Origin of the sequence: Mammaliicoccus sp. L-M44 (assembly GCF_022386355.1) — a bacterium.
GTDB classification, from domain to species: Bacteria; Bacillota; Bacilli; order Staphylococcales; family Staphylococcaceae; genus Mammaliicoccus; species Mammaliicoccus sciuri_A.
On record NZ_JAJNIU010000005.1, the window covers coordinates 84,272 to 103,362 of the forward strand.

General features: G+C 33.4%; 13 protein-coding genes. 11 read left to right on the forward strand and 2 right to left on the reverse strand.

The features are described from left to right. Positions 1–231: 231 nt before the first annotated feature. From pcrB to LQ611_RS04255, 4 genes are read left to right on the forward strand one after another with little or no spacing between them, the layout of a single operon-like run. On the forward strand, positions 232–915 hold the full coding sequence (pcrB, locus tag LQ611_RS04240) for a heptaprenylglyceryl phosphate synthase (protein WP_107565484.1): 684 nt from the start codon (positions 232–234) through the stop codon (positions 913–915). Between the two features lie 12 nt (positions 916–927). Next, complete coding sequence (gene pcrA / locus LQ611_RS04245) at positions 928–3,108, forward strand: DNA helicase PcrA (RefSeq protein ID WP_025905130.1); 2,181 nt, start codon at positions 928–930, stop codon at positions 3,106–3,108. Between the two features lie 3 nt (positions 3,109–3,111). Continuing rightward, positions 3,112–5,115 carry an NAD-dependent DNA ligase LigA gene (ligA, locus tag LQ611_RS04250; RefSeq protein ID WP_025905131.1) on the forward strand — a complete coding sequence of 668 codons (2,004 nt, stop codon included), beginning with the start codon at positions 3,112–3,114 and terminating at the stop codon, positions 5,113–5,115. 11 nt (positions 5,116–5,126) lie between these two features. Continuing rightward, the gene (locus LQ611_RS04255) at positions 5,127–6,314 is read left to right on the forward strand and encodes a CamS family sex pheromone protein (protein ID WP_239709363.1); all 1,188 of its coding nucleotides are present in this window, start codon (positions 5,127–5,129) and stop codon (positions 6,312–6,314) included. Positions 6,315–6,905: 591 nt separating this feature from the next. Here the strand turns inward: LQ611_RS04255 and putP (LQ611_RS04260) are convergent. Then, the gene (putP, locus tag LQ611_RS04260; protein WP_025905133.1) at positions 6,906–8,438 is read right to left on the reverse strand and encodes a sodium/proline symporter PutP; all 1,533 of its coding nucleotides are present in this window, start codon (positions 8,436–8,438) and stop codon (positions 6,906–6,908) included. 243 nt (positions 8,439–8,681) lie between these two features. Next, positions 8,682–10,211: a sodium/proline symporter PutP gene (gene putP / locus LQ611_RS04265; protein ID WP_107565482.1), complete on the reverse strand. Its 1,530-nt coding sequence runs from the start codon at positions 10,209–10,211 to the stop codon at positions 8,682–8,684. Positions 10,212–10,376: 165 nt separating this feature from the next. Between putP (LQ611_RS04265) and gatC the strand changes: the two genes are divergently transcribed. From gatC to LQ611_RS04300, 7 genes are all read left to right on the forward strand, one after another. Then, complete coding sequence (gene gatC, locus LQ611_RS04270; protein ID WP_025905135.1) at positions 10,377–10,676, forward strand: Asp-tRNA(Asn)/Glu-tRNA(Gln) amidotransferase subunit GatC; 300 nt, start codon at positions 10,377–10,379, stop codon at positions 10,674–10,676. 3 nt (positions 10,677–10,679) lie between these two features. Further along, a complete protein-coding gene (gene gatA / locus LQ611_RS04275; RefSeq protein WP_107565481.1) occupies positions 10,680–12,146 on the forward strand; it encodes an Asp-tRNA(Asn)/Glu-tRNA(Gln) amidotransferase subunit GatA in 1,467 nt (488 codons plus the stop codon). Between the two features lie 6 nt (positions 12,147–12,152). After that, positions 12,153–13,580 (forward strand): Asp-tRNA(Asn)/Glu-tRNA(Gln) amidotransferase subunit GatB, encoded by a 1,428-nt coding sequence (gatB, locus tag LQ611_RS04280; protein WP_037590579.1) that lies wholly within the window; start codon positions 12,153–12,155, stop codon positions 13,578–13,580. 272 nt (positions 13,581–13,852) lie between these two features. Beyond that, positions 13,853–15,304 (forward strand): helicase HerA-like domain-containing protein, encoded by a 1,452-nt coding sequence (locus LQ611_RS04285; protein WP_103360873.1) that lies wholly within the window; start codon positions 13,853–13,855, stop codon positions 15,302–15,304. Between the two features lie 71 nt (positions 15,305–15,375). After that, positions 15,376–16,341, forward strand: a complete 966-nt coding sequence (locus LQ611_RS04290; protein WP_025905139.1) for a diacylglycerol kinase — start codon at positions 15,376–15,378, stop codon at positions 16,339–16,341. Between the two features lie 60 nt (positions 16,342–16,401). Continuing rightward, complete coding sequence (gene rlmD / locus LQ611_RS04295; protein ID WP_103360874.1) at positions 16,402–17,775, forward strand: 23S rRNA (uracil(1939)-C(5))-methyltransferase RlmD; 1,374 nt, start codon at positions 16,402–16,404, stop codon at positions 17,773–17,775. A gap of 106 nt (positions 17,776–17,881) precedes the next feature. Then, positions 17,882–19,006 carry a PQQ-dependent sugar dehydrogenase gene (locus LQ611_RS04300; protein ID WP_119494006.1) on the forward strand — a complete coding sequence of 375 codons (1,125 nt, stop codon included), beginning with the start codon at positions 17,882–17,884 and terminating at the stop codon, positions 19,004–19,006. The last annotated feature ends 85 nt before the right edge of the window (positions 19,007–19,091 follow it).

Genomic DNA, 19,091 nt, shown 5'->3' on the forward strand with positions numbered 1-19,091 from the left:
TAAACTCACGAGATTGCAAAAGATGTGAGTTAAAGAGGCAGTAAACTAACATGTTCACCAAACTCACACCTCACATCTTCACAAACATACAACTTCATCTTAACCGTATCTCGAACAATGTAAGAAGCGAAATTTTTCGCTTCTTTTTTTATGATAATTGTCCTATTTCATTTCGGAATTTAATCTTAAAAATGCTATAATTAATCTTATGATAATTAAAGGAGTTTAAGTATGTACGATATAAATTTGTGGAGTCACGTATTTAAATTAGATCCAGCGAAATCTATATCAGATGAGGACTTAATGAAAATATGTGAATCTGGTACGGATGCTATTATAATTGGCGGTACTGATAATGTTACGGAAGATAATGTACTTAATTTAATGAGTAGAATTAGACGTTATCCGCTACCTTGCGCACTTGAAATTTCTAATATTGAAAGTGTTGTGCCTGGTTTTGATTTTTATTTTGTACCGAGTGTTTTAAATAGTAATAATGTTGACTTCCATAATGGTCTGCTTCAAAAAGCTGTTAAGGAATATGGCTATATGATGGATTTTGATGAAATTTTCTTAGAAGGCTATGTTGTCATGAATGAAGACAGTAAAGTAGCGCAATTGACAGGTGCGAATACAGATTTAGATGAAGAAGATTTAATCAGTTATGCAAGAATGGTGGATAAACTTTATCATTTACCTATTTTTTATTTAGAATACAGTGGTAAGTATGGAAAAGTGGAAGAGGTTAAAGCTGTTAAAGAACATTTAGAAAACGCCCAACTTATTTATGGTGGCGGTATAGATAATTTAGAAAAAGCGAAAGAAATGGCAGAATATGCTGACATAATTGTAGTCGGTAATGCCATTTATGAAGATTTGAAAAAAGCTTTACAAACAGTAAAAGTAAAACAATAAAGGAAGGTTTTTATGAACGCATTGTTAGATAGAATGAATGACGAACAGAAACAAGCAGTCAAAACAACTCAAGGGCCATTACTGATTATGGCAGGTGCAGGTAGTGGTAAAACGAGAGTATTAACGCATAGAATTGCGTATTTATTAGATGAGAAAGATGTTTCTCCTTATAATGTTTTGGCGATTACATTTACTAATAAAGCAGCTAAAGAGATGAAAGAAAGAATTAGCCATTTAGTTGGTCCTGAAGCTGAAAGTATTTGGATATCTACATTCCACTCAATGTGTGTAAGAATCTTAAGAAGAGACATTGACCGTATTGGAATTGAAAGAAACTTTACAATTATAGATCCGACTGACCAAAAATCAGTTATTAAAGAAATATTGAAAAAACAAAATATAGACAGTAAAAAATATGACCCAAGAACATTTATTGGTGCGATTTCTAATTTAAAAAATGAATTAAAAACAGCAGAATATGCTGAAAAAGAAGCAAGTGATTTTCATGCCAATATGGTCGCTAGTGTATACAAAGGCTACCAAGAAAAATTACTTAGAAATCACGCATTGGACTTTGATGATTTAATCATGATGACGATTCAATTATTTAATAGAGTGCCTGAAGTATTGGAGTACTATCAGAATAAATTCCAATATATTCATGTCGACGAATATCAAGATACTAACAAAGCACAATATACACTCGTTAATTTATTAGCAAGTAAATTTGAAAATATATGTGTCGTAGGTGACTCTGACCAATCTATTTATGGTTGGAGAGGGGCAGACATTAAAAATATTTTATCATTTGAAGAAGACTATCCAAATGCACAAACAATCTTCTTGGAGCGTAACTATAGATCAACTAAGACGATTTTAACTGCAGCAAACGAAGTGATTCGCAATAATGCTGAACGTAAACCTAAAGCATTATGGACGGATAATAACTCAGGCGAAAAGATAAAATATTATGAAGCAACAACTGAAAGAGATGAAGCAGAATATGTTATTCGTCAAATATTAAAGAAAAAACAAGAAGGCTATAAAAACCAAGATATAGCCGTGTTATATCGAACAAATGCGCAATCACGTGTACTTGAAGAAACGTTCTTGAAATCTAATATTCCTTATACAATGGTTGGTGGAACAAAGTTCTATGACAGGAAAGAAATTAAAGATATTTTAAGTTATTTAAGATTAATTTCAAATAGCAATGATGATATCAGTTTTGAAAGAATCATTAACGTACCTAAAAGAGGTATTGGACCGACATCAGTTCAAAAAATTGCTCAATATGCAGCGATGAATCAATTGAGTTACTTTGATGCTTTAGGAGAAGTTGATTTTATCGGTTTATCTAAAAAAGTTACTGAAGAAGGCGCAGCATTTTATGAAATGATGAACAACTTTATGCAACAGCAAGAGTTCTTATCTGTAACTGAAATTGTAGAACAAATATTAGAAAAATCTGGTTATAGACGTATGTTAGAGAACGAACAAACGATTGAATCACAAAGTAGACTTGAGAATATTGATGAGTTCCTGTCAGTACCAAGAGACTATGAGAAAAACACACCTGTTGAAGAGCAATCATTGATGAACTTCTTAACAGATTTATCACTTGTTGCAGATGTTGATGATGCAGATTTAGAAGCCGGTGTAACATTAATGACAATGCACTCAGCGAAAGGTCTAGAGTTCAAAGTTGTATTTATCATTGGTATGGAGGAAAGTATTTTTCCACACTTTAGAAGTCTTCAATCAGGTGAAGAACACGAAATGGAAGAAGAACGCCGAATTGCATATGTGGCTATTACGAGAGCTGAAGAAGAGTTACACTTATCTCATGCGACAACTCGTACATTGTTTGGTAGATCTCAAGCGAACTTAAAATCAAGATTTTTAAAAGAAATTCCAGAAGATTTACTGGATGGCGTGAAACCAAAAACATCATTCAAGCAAAAACAAACATCAACACCTAAACGTAGTTTTGCAGGTCGTATGAATACGAAGCAAAAACCAGAAACATCATGGAATGTTGGGGATAAAGTAACTCATAAATCATGGGGTGAAGGAATGGTAAGTGCCGTAAATGATAAAAATGGTTCTGTTGAATTAGATATCATCTTCAAAAAAGAAGGACCAAAACGTCTATTAGCACAATTTGCACCTATTGAGAAGAAAGGGGAGTAAACTATGGAAGATTTAAAATCAAGAGTTAAAGAACTTCATCAATTGTTACATCGTTATAACCATGAATATCATGTGTTAGATAATCCAACTGTTCCTGACAGTGAATATGATCAATTATTGCATGAGTTAATCTCTATAGAAGAAAAGCACCCTGAACTAAAAACGGACGATTCACCAACAGTTAGAGTTGGTGGACCACCGTTATCTCAATTTGAAAAAATTAATCATGATACACCTATGTTGTCATTAGGTAATGCTTTTAACGAAGAAGATTTAAGAAGATTTGATCAACGAGTTAGAGAAAAAGTAAACAATGTTCGATACACATGTGAATTAAAAATTGATGGTTTAGCGGTATCGTTAAAGTATTTAAACGGACGATTTGTTCAAGGATTAACGCGTGGAGACGGTACAACAGGTGAGAATATCACTGAAAATTTAAAAACGATCCATGCCATTCCTTTAACAATTAAAGAACCTCTTTCTATTGAAGTTCGTGGTGAAGCATACATGCCAAGAAAATCTTTTGTTTCTTTAAATGAACAAAAAGAACAAAACGGTGAACAACTATTTGCTAATCCTAGAAATGCTGCTGCTGGTTCATTAAGACAGCTTGATTCTAAATTAACTGCTAAAAGAAAGCTCGATATTTTCTTATATAGCGTTAATGACTTAACGGAAATTGAAGCGGATAGTCAATCAGAGGCATTAAATAATTTAGATGAACTAGGCTTTAAGACAAACAAAGAAAGAGAAACTTTTGATGATATAGAAGGCGTATTATCTTTTATAAGTAAGTGGACTGAACAACGCAATAATTTATCATATGATATAGATGGCATTGTGATTAAAGTTGATGATTTAAGTCAGCAAGAAGAATTAGGATTTACTCAGAAATCACCAAGATGGGCAATTGCGTACAAGTTCCCAGCTGAAGAAGTCTTAACTACATTAACAGATATAGAATTAAGTATAGGTAGAACGGGTGTTGTGACACCAACTGCGATATTAGAGCCTGTTAAAGTGGCAGGAACTACTGTTTCTCGTGCATCATTACATAACGAAGACTTAATCCATGAAAAAGATATCCGTATAGGAGATAAAGTTGTCATCAAAAAAGCAGGTGATATTATACCTGAAGTCGTTAAAAGTATTGCTGAAGAAAGAAGCGAAGATAGTGAAGTTTATCATATGCCTACACACTGTCCAAGTTGTGAGCATGAATTGGTTAGAATAGAAGGTGAAGTTGCATTAAGATGTATTAACCCTAAATGTTCTGCTCAATTAGTAGAAGGTATGATTCATTTCGTATCACGACAAGCAATGAATATCGACGGTTTAGGAGATAAAATCATCGAACAACTTTATCAAAACGATAAAATTAAAGATGTTGCGGATTTATATTATTTAACTAAAGATGATTTACTACCATTGGAAAGAATGGGTGAGAAGAAAGTTCATAAATTATTAACAGCAATCGAAGCTTCAAAAGAAAAATCACTTGAACATTTATTATTTGGTTTAGGTATAAGACATTTAGGTACGAAAGCAAGTCGTGTAATAGCTGAAAAATATGAAACAATTGATCGTTTATTCGAAGTAACGATAGAAGATTTAACTGAAATTCCAGATGTGGGTCATAAGATGGCTCAATCACTTGTTACTTATATGGAAAATGATGATATAAAAGTATTAATCGATAAACTTAAACAGAAAAATGTTAACATGACTTATACAGGTATTAAGCAATCTGAAATAGAAGGTCATCCAGATTTTACTGGAAAAACATTCGTCTTAACTGGTAAAATGACAGAGATGACAAGACCTGAAGCAACAAAAGTAATCCAATCATTAGGTGCAAAAGTAACAGGAAGTGTCACTAAAAATACAGATGTTGTTATTGCTGGTGAAGATGCTGGATCCAAACTTGAAAAAGCAGAAAAATTAAATATAGAAGTTTGGTCAGAAGAAGATTGGTTAAACAAATATCGTAATATCAATGAATAGAGGTTAAAGATATGAAAAAAGGATTTCTTATTTTAGCGTCTGTAATATTGCTTACAGCATGTTCATCAGATACTACCCAAAAAGATAATCAAGATAAATCAGATAAAGAAAAAGAGCAAACAAAGCAAATTTCTACAGGTATGCAAATTTCCAGTGATTATTATCGAACATTACTACCGTTTAAAGTAAGTGCTGCTAGAGGTTTAACACAAGATAATATGATTTCTAGTTATAACAGTGAAGCATTTGAAAGTGGATTGTTAGATATAAGTAAACAAACATTTTCACCTGATGATTACTTATACAGAGATGGCCAATTCTTAGATAAAGATACTGTGAGAGCATATTTAGCACCTAAATATACTAAAGCAGAAATCAAAGATATGAGTGATGACGAAAAAGAACAAAATAATGCAAGAGAAAATTTAGGTTTGAATCCAACTCATAAAGGAGAAACAGATCCTGAAAAAATAGCTGAGAATTCACCTACATATTTATCACATATCATCGAACAAGATTACTTCACAGAAAGTGATGCTAAAAAACAAAAGATTTCTGGTATGACAATTGGTTTAGCCATGAATAGTGAATATGTTTACCAAAAAGAAGAATACGGTGAAACATATACGAAGAAACTGGATAACAAAGAAGTAGAGAAAAAAGGTAAAGAGATGGCTGAAGAAATCCTTTCACGTCTTCGTGTAAGAGATGACCTTAAAAATATTCCAATTAACTTCGGTATATTCATACAATCTGGAGAAGGTGACATCAAACCAGGTAAATTCGTTTCTTATGCTTCTAGTGAAGGCGGTAAGCGTAACGTTAAAAGTTGGGAAAAAATGAACCAAAAATATGTCACAATCCCATCAAACGATGCAGCAGATTTAGATGGAAATTTAAATTCTAATTTTGAACAGTTCAATCAAGACTTACAAAAATACTTCCCTAACTTTACACAATCAGTAGGAACAGGTAAATTTGATGACGATAAACTGACAGAACTAGAAATAAAAGTACCACTTGATTATTATGGAAAAGCAGAAGTAATTGGTGTGACTCAGTACGTAGCAGACCTATCTCAAAAATACTTTAAAGGTATAGATGATTTAGAAATCTCTATCGTAGACGGAGAAGAACCACAAGCACTAATTACAAAGACTAAAGATGATGACGAACCACAAATTCATATTTATAAATAATTAAAAAGAGAGTCTGGAACAGAAATGTTCCAGACTCTTTTCGTATTTTCAGAAATATGGGTTTGAACATTGCAAGTGGGGTGCGACAAGCAATGTTGGAGGACCTCGTATTTATCAAGACTGACTAAACAAGATAAATATGAGCTTTGTATTTATCAAGACTGCCCAAACAAGCAACATAGAGCTCTCGTATATTGCAAGACTGTCCAATCTAGCAACATAGAACACTCGTATATTGCAAGACTATTCAAACAAGCAACATAGAACACTCGTATATTGCAAGACTGCCCAAACAAGCAACATAGAGCTCTCCTATATTGCAAGACTGCCCAAACAAGCAACATAGAACACTCGTATGTTGCAAGACACTCCAAACAAGCAACATAGCCCCCATATATACAGCTATTTTTCCATAAGAAAAGAGTCTGGACATAATGTAATGTCTCAGACTCTTTTAGTATCTTGGCAGTAGATGTCTGAATTGAAAATGCGCTAGTACCAAGCTTTTTTCAACTCTAGTCATCCTTGCCGGGGCGGGACTACGAAATCTTTTTATATAAATTAGATTTCTGTCCCGCTCCCTCTTCCATATTAATCTTCTTTTAATATACGTTTCATACGATCTAAGTTATCGATAACTTCTTTGTCTGGTTTTTTAGTAAATGAACTTACAATAACTGTAACGACGATGTTTGTGAAGAATCCTGGGATAATTTCGTATAATTCGAAAATACCGCCATGACTTTTCATCATAATCCAGAATAGTACGACGATTGAAGACGTAACCATACCTGCGATTGCACCGTTTTTCGTTAAGCCTTTCCAGTATAATGACATTAATACAAGTGGTCCAAATGCTGCACCGAATCCTGCCCAAGCATTACCTACAAGGTTAAGGATAGTGTCGTTTGGAGTCCAAGCAAGTAATATTGCCACGACTGCTACAGCTAATACTGCAAATCTACCTACCATAACAAATTCTTTATCTCTATTTGGCTCATAACCACGTTTTTTAGTTATGATTTTATAGAAGTCTTGTGTTAAAGCACTTGATGTAACGAGTAATTGAGATGAAATTGTACTCATAATAGCTGCTAAAATTGCTGCTAAGAAGAACCCGCCAACTAATGGGTGGAATAACACTTGACTCATTAAGATAAAGATTGTTTCTGGGTTATCAATTGTTTGGCTCGTATCATGAATGTATGCAATACCAGTTAAACCAACTAAACATGCACCTAATAATGAAATAGCCATCCAACCAATACCGAATCTTCTTGCTGTTGGTAATTGTTTATGTGATTTAATAGACATAAATCTTACGATAATATGTGGTTGTCCAAAATAACCAAGTCCCCATGCAATTAATCCTATAATACTTACAACTGAAGTTCCTTTAAACCAATCTAAGTTAGTTGGTTTAACTTCTGCTACAGTGTGGAAAGTATCTAACCCGTTTAATGTTAATAATGCTGCGATAGGTACCATAACCATCGCTATTAACATGATCACACCTTGGAAGAAGTCTGTTAGAGAAACAGCTAAATATCCTCCGAAGAATGTATATAATACAACGATACCACCAGTTAAGATAATACCAAGACGATAATCCATACCGAATGCACTTTCGAATAAAGTACCACCTGATACCATACCAACTGAAGTATATAGCGTAAAGAATACTACAATGATAATACCTGAAATAATTTTTAAAGCATGTGTATTATCTGCAACACGTTTCTCGAAGAAGTCTGGAATAGTAATAACATTTCCAGTATGTTCAGTATATACACGTAATTTCGGTGCGACTAATATGTAATTTAACCATGCACCTACTGTTAAACCGATAGCAAGCCAAGTTGCTGATAATCCAATACTGTAAACTTCACCAGGAAGTCCCATAATCATCCAACCACTCATATCGGATGCACCAGCGGATAATGCTGTTACATAAGGACCTATACTACGGCCACCTAACATGTACTCATCTAAATTGCTTGTTGATTGTTTATAAGCATAATAACCAATTGCTAATAGAACAACAAAATAGACTATAATCATGAAATAAGTTTGCCAGCCTGAAGCAACTCCAGCACTCGCATCAATTTGTCCTAAAATAAACATAATCCCGCTCCTTTATTTTTATGTATTTTAAAGTTGCACGTTGACCATTATACACAAATGAAATAATAATCAAAGGGTAAAAAGTAAATTATCCGTATATTCAGTTTATCATTTATATAGAATGATGTCACAATTTGTTCATATTTAATATTGCTCTATGCCTTGCGGTGTAAATGTTTACAAAGGATATGCATATGACTTATTTTGCTCATAAAATTACGATGTAAACTTTTTTAAAAATTTTTAGCTTTTTAAAATTTGTTCCATTTCATCAAACTTTTTAAGGTCATATTCAACAGGTGGTTTTGTCATTAAGCTGACAATAACTGTTACGATTATACTTGAAATAAATCCAGGTATGATTTCATAAAATTCAAAAATGCCACCATGATCTTTCATGAGTATCCAGAAAATAACGACTAATGAACCAGTCAAAATTCCTGCAATCGCGCCGTATTTAGTTAGACGTTTCCAATATAGTGATAATAAAACTAAAGGTCCAAATGCTGCGCCAAATCCAGCCCAAGCATTACCAACTAAATTTAAAATTGTATCATTTGGATTCCACGCGATGTACATCGCAACGATTGATACAAGTAAAACAGATAAGCGTCCTACAAGAACAAATTCCTTTTCATGACTTTTATCTTGTAACGTTTTTCTGCGCAATAACATGTAAAAGTCTTGTGTTAATGCACTAGATGTCACAAGAAGCTGTGATGAAATTGTACTCATAATCGCAGCTAAAATTGCTGCTAAGATGAACCCTGCAATGAGTGGATGGAATAAAATTTGACTCATCACGATAAAGATTGTTTCTGGGTTTTTAACTTCTATATTAGTGTGTTCAACAAAAGCAATACCAATTAATCCTGTCACACAAGCACCTAATAAAGAAATTGCCATCCATGAAATACCAATTCTACGTGCTCTAGGCATTAGTTTATGCGTTTTGATAGACATAAAACGTACTATAATATGTGGTTGACCGAAGTAACCTAATCCCCAAGCAAGTAAACTGATGATACCAACTGTTGTTGTACCTTTGAACCAATCTAAATTCGTAGGTTTTAAATCACCAACTTCACTAAACGTGTCTAGACCATTTAACTTTAATAACGCAACGATAGGTACTAATACCAATGCTAAGATCATAATGACACCTTGGAAGAAGTCCGTTAATGATACAGCTAAATAACCGCCGAAAAGTGTATACAAAATAACAATACTAGCGGCTATAAATAAACCAACATGGTAATCTAGTCCAAATGCACTATTAAATAGTACGCCACCAGCTACCATTCCAGAATGTGTGTATAGCGTAAAGAATACAACGATAACTAACCCCGAAATGACTTTAACGATTCTTGTATGATCGGATAATCTTTTTTCAAAAAAGTCAGGTAAAGTAATAGCGTTATCAGTCAGTTCAGTATAAATTCTCAAACGTGAAGCGACGAGTATGTAATTAAGCCAAGCACCAATTGTAAGTCCAATCGCAATCCAAGTTGCTGATAGACCGATACTATATACAGATCCCGGCAAGCCCATAATCATCCAACCACTCATGTCTGAAGCACCTGCTGATAGGGCAGTAACAAGTGCACCTAAATCTCTGCCGCCTAACATATATTCATCAAGCGTACTTGTCGAACGTTTGTAAGCATAAAATCCAATTGCTAATAAAATGGCAAAATAAATAGCAATCATGACATATGTTTCCCAAGAAGTTTCGACTTTAACATTCTTAAAAGTATTTCCAAGTATAAACATGAAAAACCACCTCTCACTCATTGACATAAAATTCAGAAAAAATTCTGATAATTTATTATACACAATGTATGCGCTTTCATGTAGTTAATTTTTAATAACTTTAGATTTTTATATGAAAATTTGTTAAAATTATATGATGTTAGATTAACTAAGGAGGCGTCGCACATGACGAAGGTAACATCTGAACAAGTTGAACATGTTGCTAATTTAGCTAGACTTGAAGTTTCACAAGACGAAGTCAATGAATTCACACAATCTTTAGAAAAGATCTTAAACTTTGCAGGACAATTAGATGAAGTTGATACTGAAAATGTTGAACCAACATTCCACGTATTAGACTTACAAAATGTTCTAAGAGAAGATAAGAGTGAATCAGGAATTCCTCAAGAACAAGCATTACTTAATGCGAAAGAAAAAGAAGCGGGGCAATTTAAAGTTCCAGCAATTATGAACGAGGAGGACTAAAGCATGACAATTCGTTATGAAACAATTGAACGTTTATCAGAAATGATTAAAAATAATGAAATTAAGCCATCTGAAATTGTTAGAGATATTTTTGATGCGATAGAAGCAAACGACGCAAATATTAAAGCATTCTTAGCTTTAGATAAAGAACAAGCAATTAAAAAAGCTGAAGAACAAGATAAATTACAAGCTGAAGGTAAAATGGAAGGTAAGCTATTTGGTATTCCGATGGGTATCAAAGACAATATTATTACTGAAGGTGTAGAAACTACATGTGCAAGTAAAATGTTAGAAGGCTTTATTCCTATATATGAATCAACAGTTATGAATAAATTAAATGCTGAAAATGGTATTTTAGTTGGTAAACTTAACATGGATGAATTTGCAATGGGTGGTTCAAATGAGAACTCTTATTTCAAGACAACTGTTAATCCATTTGACCATAAAGCCGTACCAGGTGGTTCATCAGGTGGTTCAGCAGCAGCTGTTGCAGCAAGCTTAGTACCATTTGCATTAGGTTCAGATACTGGTGGTTCAATCCGTCAACCAGCATCATACTGTGGTGTTGTTGGTATGAAACCTACATATGGTCGTGTATCTCGTTTTGGTCTAGTAGCATTTGCTTCTTCATTAGATCAAATTGGACCTATTACACGTAGTGTTAAAGATAATGCGTTAATTTTAGAAACGATTTCTGGACATGACGCACAAGATTCAACAAGTGCTCCGATTGAAGATGTAGACTTTACGTCTGAAATTGGTAAAGATATTAAAGGCTTAAAAGTAGCTGTACCAGAAGAGTTCATTGGCTCTGGTGTATCTGAAGAAGTTAAGAATTCAGTAAATGAAGCGGTTAAAACTTTAGAATCTTTAGGTGCTACAGTTGATCGCGTATCATTACCAAATACTAAATACGGTGTAGCAAGTTACTATATTATTGCATCTTCTGAAGCATCAGCTAACTTAGCTAGATTTGATGGTATCCGTTATGGTTATCATTCAAAATCAGCAAATACACTAGAAGAACTATACAAAAAATCTCGTGGTGAAGGCTTTGGAGATGAAGTTAAACGTCGTATTATGCTTGGAACATTCGCATTAAGTTCTGGTTATTACGATGCTTACTACAAAAAAGCTCAAAAAGTTCGTACATTAATCAAACAAGACTTCGAAAAAGTATTTGAAGACTATGATGTTATCGTAGGACCAACTGCACCAACGACAGCATTCAATATTGGTGAACAAATTGATGATCCATTAACAATGTACGCTAATGATATTTTAACGATTCCAGTTAACTTAGCAGGTGTACCATCAATCTCTATTCCTTGTGGTAAATCAAATGGTCGTCCAATTGGTTTACAAATTGTTGGTAAACCATTCGATGAAAAAACGATATACAAAGTTGCTTATCAATATGAAACACAATATAACTTACATGATGACTATAAAACTTTACAAGGAGTGTGAAACTGAATGCATTTTGAAACAATTATCGGCTTAGAAGTTCACGTCGAATTAAAAACAGAATCAAAAATGTTTTCACCATCACCCGCTCATTTCGGTGCGGAACCTAATACAAATACAAACGTTATTGACTTAGCATATCCAGGCGTATTACCAGTTGTAAACAAGACAGCTGTTGATTGGGCTATGCGTGCTGCAATGGCATTAAATATGGATATTGCGAAAGAATCTAAATTTGATAGAAAAAACTATTTCTACCCAGATAATCCAAAAGCTTATCAAATTTCTCAATTCGATCAACCAATTGGTGAAAATGGTTGGATTGATATTGAAGTAGATGGAGAAACTAAACGTATTGGTATCACACGTTTACACATGGAAGAAGATGCAGGGAAATTAACACATAAAGATGGATATTCTTTAGTTGATTTAAACCGTCAAGGAACACCTTTAATCGAAATCGTTTCTGAACCTGATATTCGTTCTCCTAAAGAAGCATATGCTTACTTAGAAAAATTACGTGCAATTATTCAATATACAGGCGTATCAGATTGTAAAATGGAAGAAGGTTCATTACGTTGTGATGCCAACATTTCATTACGTCCATATGGTCAAGAAGAATTCGGTACAAAAGCTGAGCTTAAAAACTTAAACTCATTTAACTATGTCCGTAAAGGTCTTGAACATGAAGAAAAACGCCAAGCAGAAGTATTATTAGCTGGTGGCGAAATTTTACAAGAAACACGTCGTTTCAACGAATCAACAGGTGAAACAATTTTAATGCGTGTTAAAGAAGGTTCAGATGACTATCGTTACTTCCCAGAGCCAGATTTAGTACCATTATATGTTGATGATGAGTGGAAAGAACGTGTACGTCAAACAATCCCAGATTTACCAGACGTACGTAAAGAACGTTATGTTAATGAATTAGGATTACCAGCTTATGATGCACATGTATTAACATTAACTAAAGAAATGTCAGATTTCTTTGAAGCAGCAATTGAACATGGTGCAGACGTTAAATTAACATCTAACTGGTTAATGGGTGGCGTTAATGAATACTTAAATAAAAATCAAATCGAATTACAAGATACTGCATTAACACCAGAAAACTTAGCAGGTATGATTAAACTTATTGAAGATGGCACAATGAGTAGTAAAATTGCTAAGAAAGTATTCCCTGAATTAGCTGAAAACGGTGGAGACGCACATCAAATTATGAAAGACAAAGGTCTTGTACAAATATCTGATGAAGCAACACTATTAGGATTCGTTACAGAAGCGTTAGACAATAATCCACAATCAGTAGAAGACTTCAAAAATGGTAAAGGCAAAGCGATGGGCTTCTTAGTAGGTCAAATTATGAAAATTTCAAAAGGCCAAGCAAACCCACAAATCGTGAACCAATTACTAAAATCAGAATTAGAAAAAAGATAATAAATATTATGAAAATCTCGTCACAGAGTGAAGTACTCGTGACGAGATTTTTTTGTTGAATGAGATGGTGGCGTGGCTGTTAGGGACAGAATTCTGAGAAATGTCCGTAAGAGAGCGCCCACCTAATTACCAGAATTCAGAATAATGGAAGATACACCTCCATTAATTCTTGATCTTATTAAATTGCAAATTCTATATCTAATTACTTGCATGGTTGGTGTGTTGAAGTACAATAGTATTAAATCATAATGATGATGGAGGAGTAACTACATATGACACAAATTAAAATAGCTAAAAATGAAAATGAAATCAATTTAGAGTTAGGCCAAGCTAATAGACATGGCTTGATTGCTGGTGCTACTGGTACTGGTAAAACAATTACTTTAAAAGTATTGGCTGAACAATTTTCTAAAGCTGGTGTTCCAGTCTTTATGTCAGATGTTAAAGGGGACATCTCAAGTATTGCAGAGGCTGCCTCTATCAATGATAAGATTCAAGAACGTATTGATATGATGAAAATTGACGATTACAAAAATAATGCTTTTCCTGTAACGTTGTTTGATGTATTTCAAAAAACGGGTGTACCTGTTCGTACAACAATTACAGAAATGGGTCCACTATTAATCGGTAAATTATTAGATTTAAATAATACTCAATTAGGTGTGTTAGATATTGTATTTAAAGTTGCTGATGAAAGTGGTCTGCTTCTAATTGATATGAAAGATTTTAAAGCACTTTTAAAAGAAATTAATGAAAATAGAGCAGAGTATGCTGAAAAGTATGGAAATATTTCTTCTGCATCAATTGGTGCAATTCAGCGTGCATTATTAAGATTAGAATCTGAAGGTGCTGAAACATTCTTCGGAGAACCTGCGTTACAATTAGAAGATTTTATTAAGTTTGATGAATCAGGCAGAGGTATGATCAATGTACTTGATGCATCTGTTTTATATCAAAAGCCTAAATTATATGCAACGTTCTTATTATGGTTATTATCGGAGTTATTTGAAAGTCTTCCAGAAGTAGGCGATCCTGAAAAACCAAAAATTGTCTTCTTCTTTGATGAAGCTCATCTTTTATTTAATGATAGTTCAAAAGAGTTAATTGAAAAAGTTGAACAAGTTGTACGTTTAATCCGATCTAAAGGTGTAGGTATTTATTTCGTAACTCAAAATCCAATTGATATTCCAGAATCAGTGCTTGGACAACTAGGTAATAGAGTGCAACATGCACTTAGAAGTTACACACCTAAAGATCAAAAAGCGATTAAAAGTGCTGCACAAACTTTCCGTCAAAATGAAAGCTTTGACACTGCTCAAGTAATCGGAGAATTGAAAACAGGGGAAGCATTGATTTCATTCTTAAATGATGAAGGCCAACCAAATGTTGTTGAACGCGCATTTATTCGTCCACCTGAAAGTAAAATTGGTGTAATCGATGAATCTGTTAAAAAAGATTTAATTGATAATGCACCATTAAATGAAACGTATAAAGAAACATTTGATCGTGAAAGTGCATATGAAATGTTACAAAATAAGATTGAAAAGCAACCTGAAGAAGAACAAAAAACTAAGAAATCACAGTCAACTAAGAAAGAAACAACATCTAAGAAGAAAGAAAAACCTTCACAATTCCAAAAAGAAACATCTAAATTCTTATCAACAGTTGGAAGACAAATTGGTAGAGAAATAGTACGTAATATATTTGGAACGAAAAGACGCTAATTATTTTTTGCTTTCTTATATTTAGTATATGCTTTAATATAAAGATATAAGAATAAACAAGAGGGATCATAATGAAGAAAAAAGCTAGAATCATTTACAACCCAACATCAGGAAGAGAGTTATTTAAAAGAGCATTACCTGATGTATTAATTAAGTTAGAACAGGCTGGTTATGAGACAAGCGCTCATGCTACAACAAGTGCTGGAGATGCGACACATGCTGCTAGGGAAGCTCTAAAATATGATTATGATGTAATCATTGCTGCTGGTGGAGATGGTACTTTAAATGAAGTTATCAATGGTATAGCAGAAGCAAAGAAGCGACCTAAACTAGGGTTAATTCCTATGGGGACAGTTAACGATTTTGGTAGAGCACTTCTTATTCCAAACAATATAATGGAAGCTGTAGATACAATCATCAAAGGTGATCTTGTACCTGTAGATGTTGGTAAAATGAACAATCGCTATTTTATTAACATTGCTGGTGGCGGTAAAATAACAGAAGTTTCTTATGAAGCGCCAAGTAAATTGAAAACAATGGTTGGACCACTCGCTTATTACATTAAAGGCTTAGAGATGTTACCACAAATTAAAGCGACTGATATACGTATCGAATATGATGGTAATGTATTCCAAGGCGAAGCGATGATGTTTTTAATTGGCTTAACGAATTCAATAGGCGGCTTTGAAAAGCTTGTACCAGATGCTGATATTAATGATGGTAATTTTACTTTGCTTATATTAGAGAAAGTGAATATAGCAGAACTTGGACATATTATGACATTGGCTTCTAGAGGTGATCATATCAATCATCCGAAAGTACATTACACAAAAGCTAAAACAATTAATGTCTCATCATTTGAGCAAATTCAATTAAATGTTGATGGTGAATTTGGTGGCGTATTACCTGCTAATTTCTTAAACTTAAAACAACATATACAAGTCTTTTCTAAACTTGAAAGGGTTAAGAGAGAGCACGGAATTGAAACAGTAGAAAGAGAACGAGAAAGACTACACGAAGAACAAACAGAAGAATAAATACATAGGGACATTATTTTGTCCCTTTTTTCTATGTTTATCGTGAAAGAGGGAGTTAATATGGCAGGAGTCGTAAATAAGAATGAAATATATACTGGAGAGGTTATCGATTTTACACATGAAGGGCATGGTGTTGTAAAATTCGATCGTTATCCAATTTTCGTACCAAATGCAATTAAAGATGAAACCATTTCATTTAAAGTCATCAAAGTGAAAAAGCAATTTGCTATTGGTAAATTAATCTCCATTGAAGAAGCATCAAAGGACAGAATTGAACCACCATGTGAATATTATAAAGTTTGTGGTGGATGTCAACTTCAACATTTAAGTTACAATGCGCAATTAGAAATGAAAAAAGAACAAGTGATTAATCTATTCAAGAGAAAATCACATTTTGAAGATACAATTATTCACGATACAGTTGGCATGGAAAATCCTTGGCATTATCGTAATAAATCCCAAATACCAGTGGGGAAAAATAAATCTGGTGAAATTGAACTAGGATTCTATAGACAAAGAAGTCACGATATTGTGAATATAGATCATTGCATGATTCAAGATGAAAAGCATGATTTAATTATGAAGAAACTTAAGAAACTTTTAGATGAAACAAACATCAGTATTTATAATGAACAAAAGCATAAAGGTGAATTAAGACATATCATCTTGAGAACTGGTTATTATACTGGAGAAACAATGGTTATATTCGTGACGAATAGTAAACAACTTAGCCATAAAAATAAAATTATTGATTTTATACAAACAGAATTTGAAAATGTGGTCAGCATTAAACATAATATTAATTTAGAAAAATCAAATGTTATTATGGGACATACGTCACATACTTTATACGGGAAAGATACAATTACAGATAAACTTTCTGAATATGAATTTAAAATATCCGACACTTCTTTCTATCAAATCAATCCAACACAAACAGAAAAACTTTATCATAAAGCGCTAGAATATGCACAATTAGATGGAGAAGAAACTGTCATTGATGCGTATTGTGGTATTGGGACAATCGGTTCATACATGTCACAAAAAGCAAAACACGTTTATGGCGTGGAAGTCGTAGAACAAGCTATAGAAAACGCAAAAGAAAATGCGCAAATCAACCATATAGACAATGCGACATGGGAAGCAGGAAAAGCAGAAGAAATTATCTTAAAATGGCAACAAGAAGGTATTAAACCAGAAGTTGTAATGGTCGATCCACCAAGAAAAGGATGCGATCAAACATTTATTGAAACATTAATCGAATTATCACCAAAAAGAATCGTGTATATTTCATGTAACCCAGCAACACAGGTGAGAGATGTAGAATTGTTGAAAAATAGCGGTTATCAACTAAAAGAAATCACACCAGTGGATATGTTTCCACATACAACACATGTCGAAACAGTAGCATTAATCGAAAAAATAAAAGAATAGAATTCACCAAAAACCCAAGCCAACTTATACGTTGGCTTGGGTTTTTGAGCGTTATGTTTGTGTGAAAGTGTTTACAACTGTATAAATAATGTAAGGAGGGTTGTTTATGAAACGACTAATGATTAGTGCAATTTCTGCTAGTTTTATTTTATCTGCTTGTAGTAATGATTCGCGTGATGAAACTGAAGATAAAGGTAAGCAAACTCAGAATGAAATGGAACATGAACAGAGTCAGTCAGATGACAACCAAGATCGTAAAGAGACTAAAGGTATTGAAACGGTAGCTCAAGGTTTAGATACACCGTGGAGTATTGCGAAATCAAATGATGTGTTTTATTTATCAGAACGTCCTGGCAAAATTATTAAAATCGATGGCAATAAAAAGAATGAGCAACAAGTGGATTTAGATAAGGAAATTTCTACAGCTGCTGAAGCGGGTTTATTAGGATTCGTTCTTGCACCTGATTTTAAAGATTCTCAAGAAGCATATGCGTATTACACATATGAAGATAATGGCCAGTTTAATCGTATCGTAAAATTAAAATTAGAAAATGATACGTGGAAAGAAGAAGAGGTATTAATTGATAAAATTCCGAGTGGTCAATATCATCATGGTGGTCGTTTAAAAATTGGACCGGATGATAAATTATACGCGACAACTGGAGATGCTTCAGACGAACAAAATGCACAAGATAAAGATACTTTAGGTGGTAAAATTTTAAGAATTAATCTTGATGGTAGTAAGCCTAAAGATAATCCGATTTCTAATTCATATGTTTATAGTTATGGTCACAGAAATCTACAAGGAATTGTATGGACCCCTGATGGACAGATGTATGCGAGTGAACATGGTAATCAGGCTAATGATGAAATAAATGAGATTAAAGAAGGTCATAATTACGGTTGGCCAGTGATTGAAGGCAATGAAGAAAATAATAATATGGAAACACCGATATTTACTTCAGGATCAGATGATACATGGGCACCTTCAGGCATCGCATTTAAAGACGGTATCATTTATTCAGCTGCGTTGCGTGGAGAAGGTATTATGAAATTTGATGTAGAAAAAGATGAAATGAAAAAAGTGGCGACTAAATATGGAAGAATTAGAGATGTTTACATTGTAAATGATGATTTGTATTTTGTAAGTAATAATACAGATGGTAGGGGTAATCCTTCTCAAAATGATGATAAGATGTATAAAGTTTCACTAAGTCAATTAAATTCATAATTCAAACCGAGCATAAAATCATTAGTATAAATTGAATTTATATTTTATAATCATTATGTAAAGGTTATTAAGAAATGGTTTCACG

Bases quoted from the DNA above. Each gene is read 5' to 3' on its own strand.
- pcrB (WP_107565484.1), top strand. From the start codon at position 232: ATGTACGATATAAATTTGTGGAGTCACGTATTTAAATTAGATCCAGCG.
- pcrA (WP_025905130.1), top strand. From the start codon at position 928: ATGAACGCATTGTTAGATAGAATGAATGACGAACAGAAACAAGCAGTC.
- ligA (WP_025905131.1), top strand. From the start codon at position 3,112: ATGGAAGATTTAAAATCAAGAGTTAAAGAACTTCATCAATTGTTACAT.
- LQ611_RS04255 (WP_239709363.1), top strand. From the start codon at position 5,127: ATGAAAAAAGGATTTCTTATTTTAGCGTCTGTAATATTGCTTACAGCA.
- putP (WP_025905133.1), bottom strand. From the start codon at position 8,438: ATGTTTATTTTAGGACAAATTGATGCGAGTGCTGGAGTTGCTTCAGGC.
- putP (WP_107565482.1), bottom strand. From the start codon at position 10,211: ATGTTTATACTTGGAAATACTTTTAAGAATGTTAAAGTCGAAACTTCT.
- gatC (WP_025905135.1), top strand. From the start codon at position 10,377: ATGACGAAGGTAACATCTGAACAAGTTGAACATGTTGCTAATTTAGCT.
- gatA (WP_107565481.1), top strand. From the start codon at position 10,680: ATGACAATTCGTTATGAAACAATTGAACGTTTATCAGAAATGATTAAA.
- gatB (WP_037590579.1), top strand. From the start codon at position 12,153: ATGCATTTTGAAACAATTATCGGCTTAGAAGTTCACGTCGAATTAAAA.
- LQ611_RS04285 (WP_103360873.1), top strand. From the start codon at position 13,853: ATGACACAAATTAAAATAGCTAAAAATGAAAATGAAATCAATTTAGAG.
- LQ611_RS04290 (WP_025905139.1), top strand. From the start codon at position 15,376: ATGAAGAAAAAAGCTAGAATCATTTACAACCCAACATCAGGAAGAGAG.
- rlmD (WP_103360874.1), top strand. From the start codon at position 16,402: ATGGCAGGAGTCGTAAATAAGAATGAAATATATACTGGAGAGGTTATC.
- LQ611_RS04300 (WP_119494006.1), top strand. From the start codon at position 17,882: ATGAAACGACTAATGATTAGTGCAATTTCTGCTAGTTTTATTTTATCT.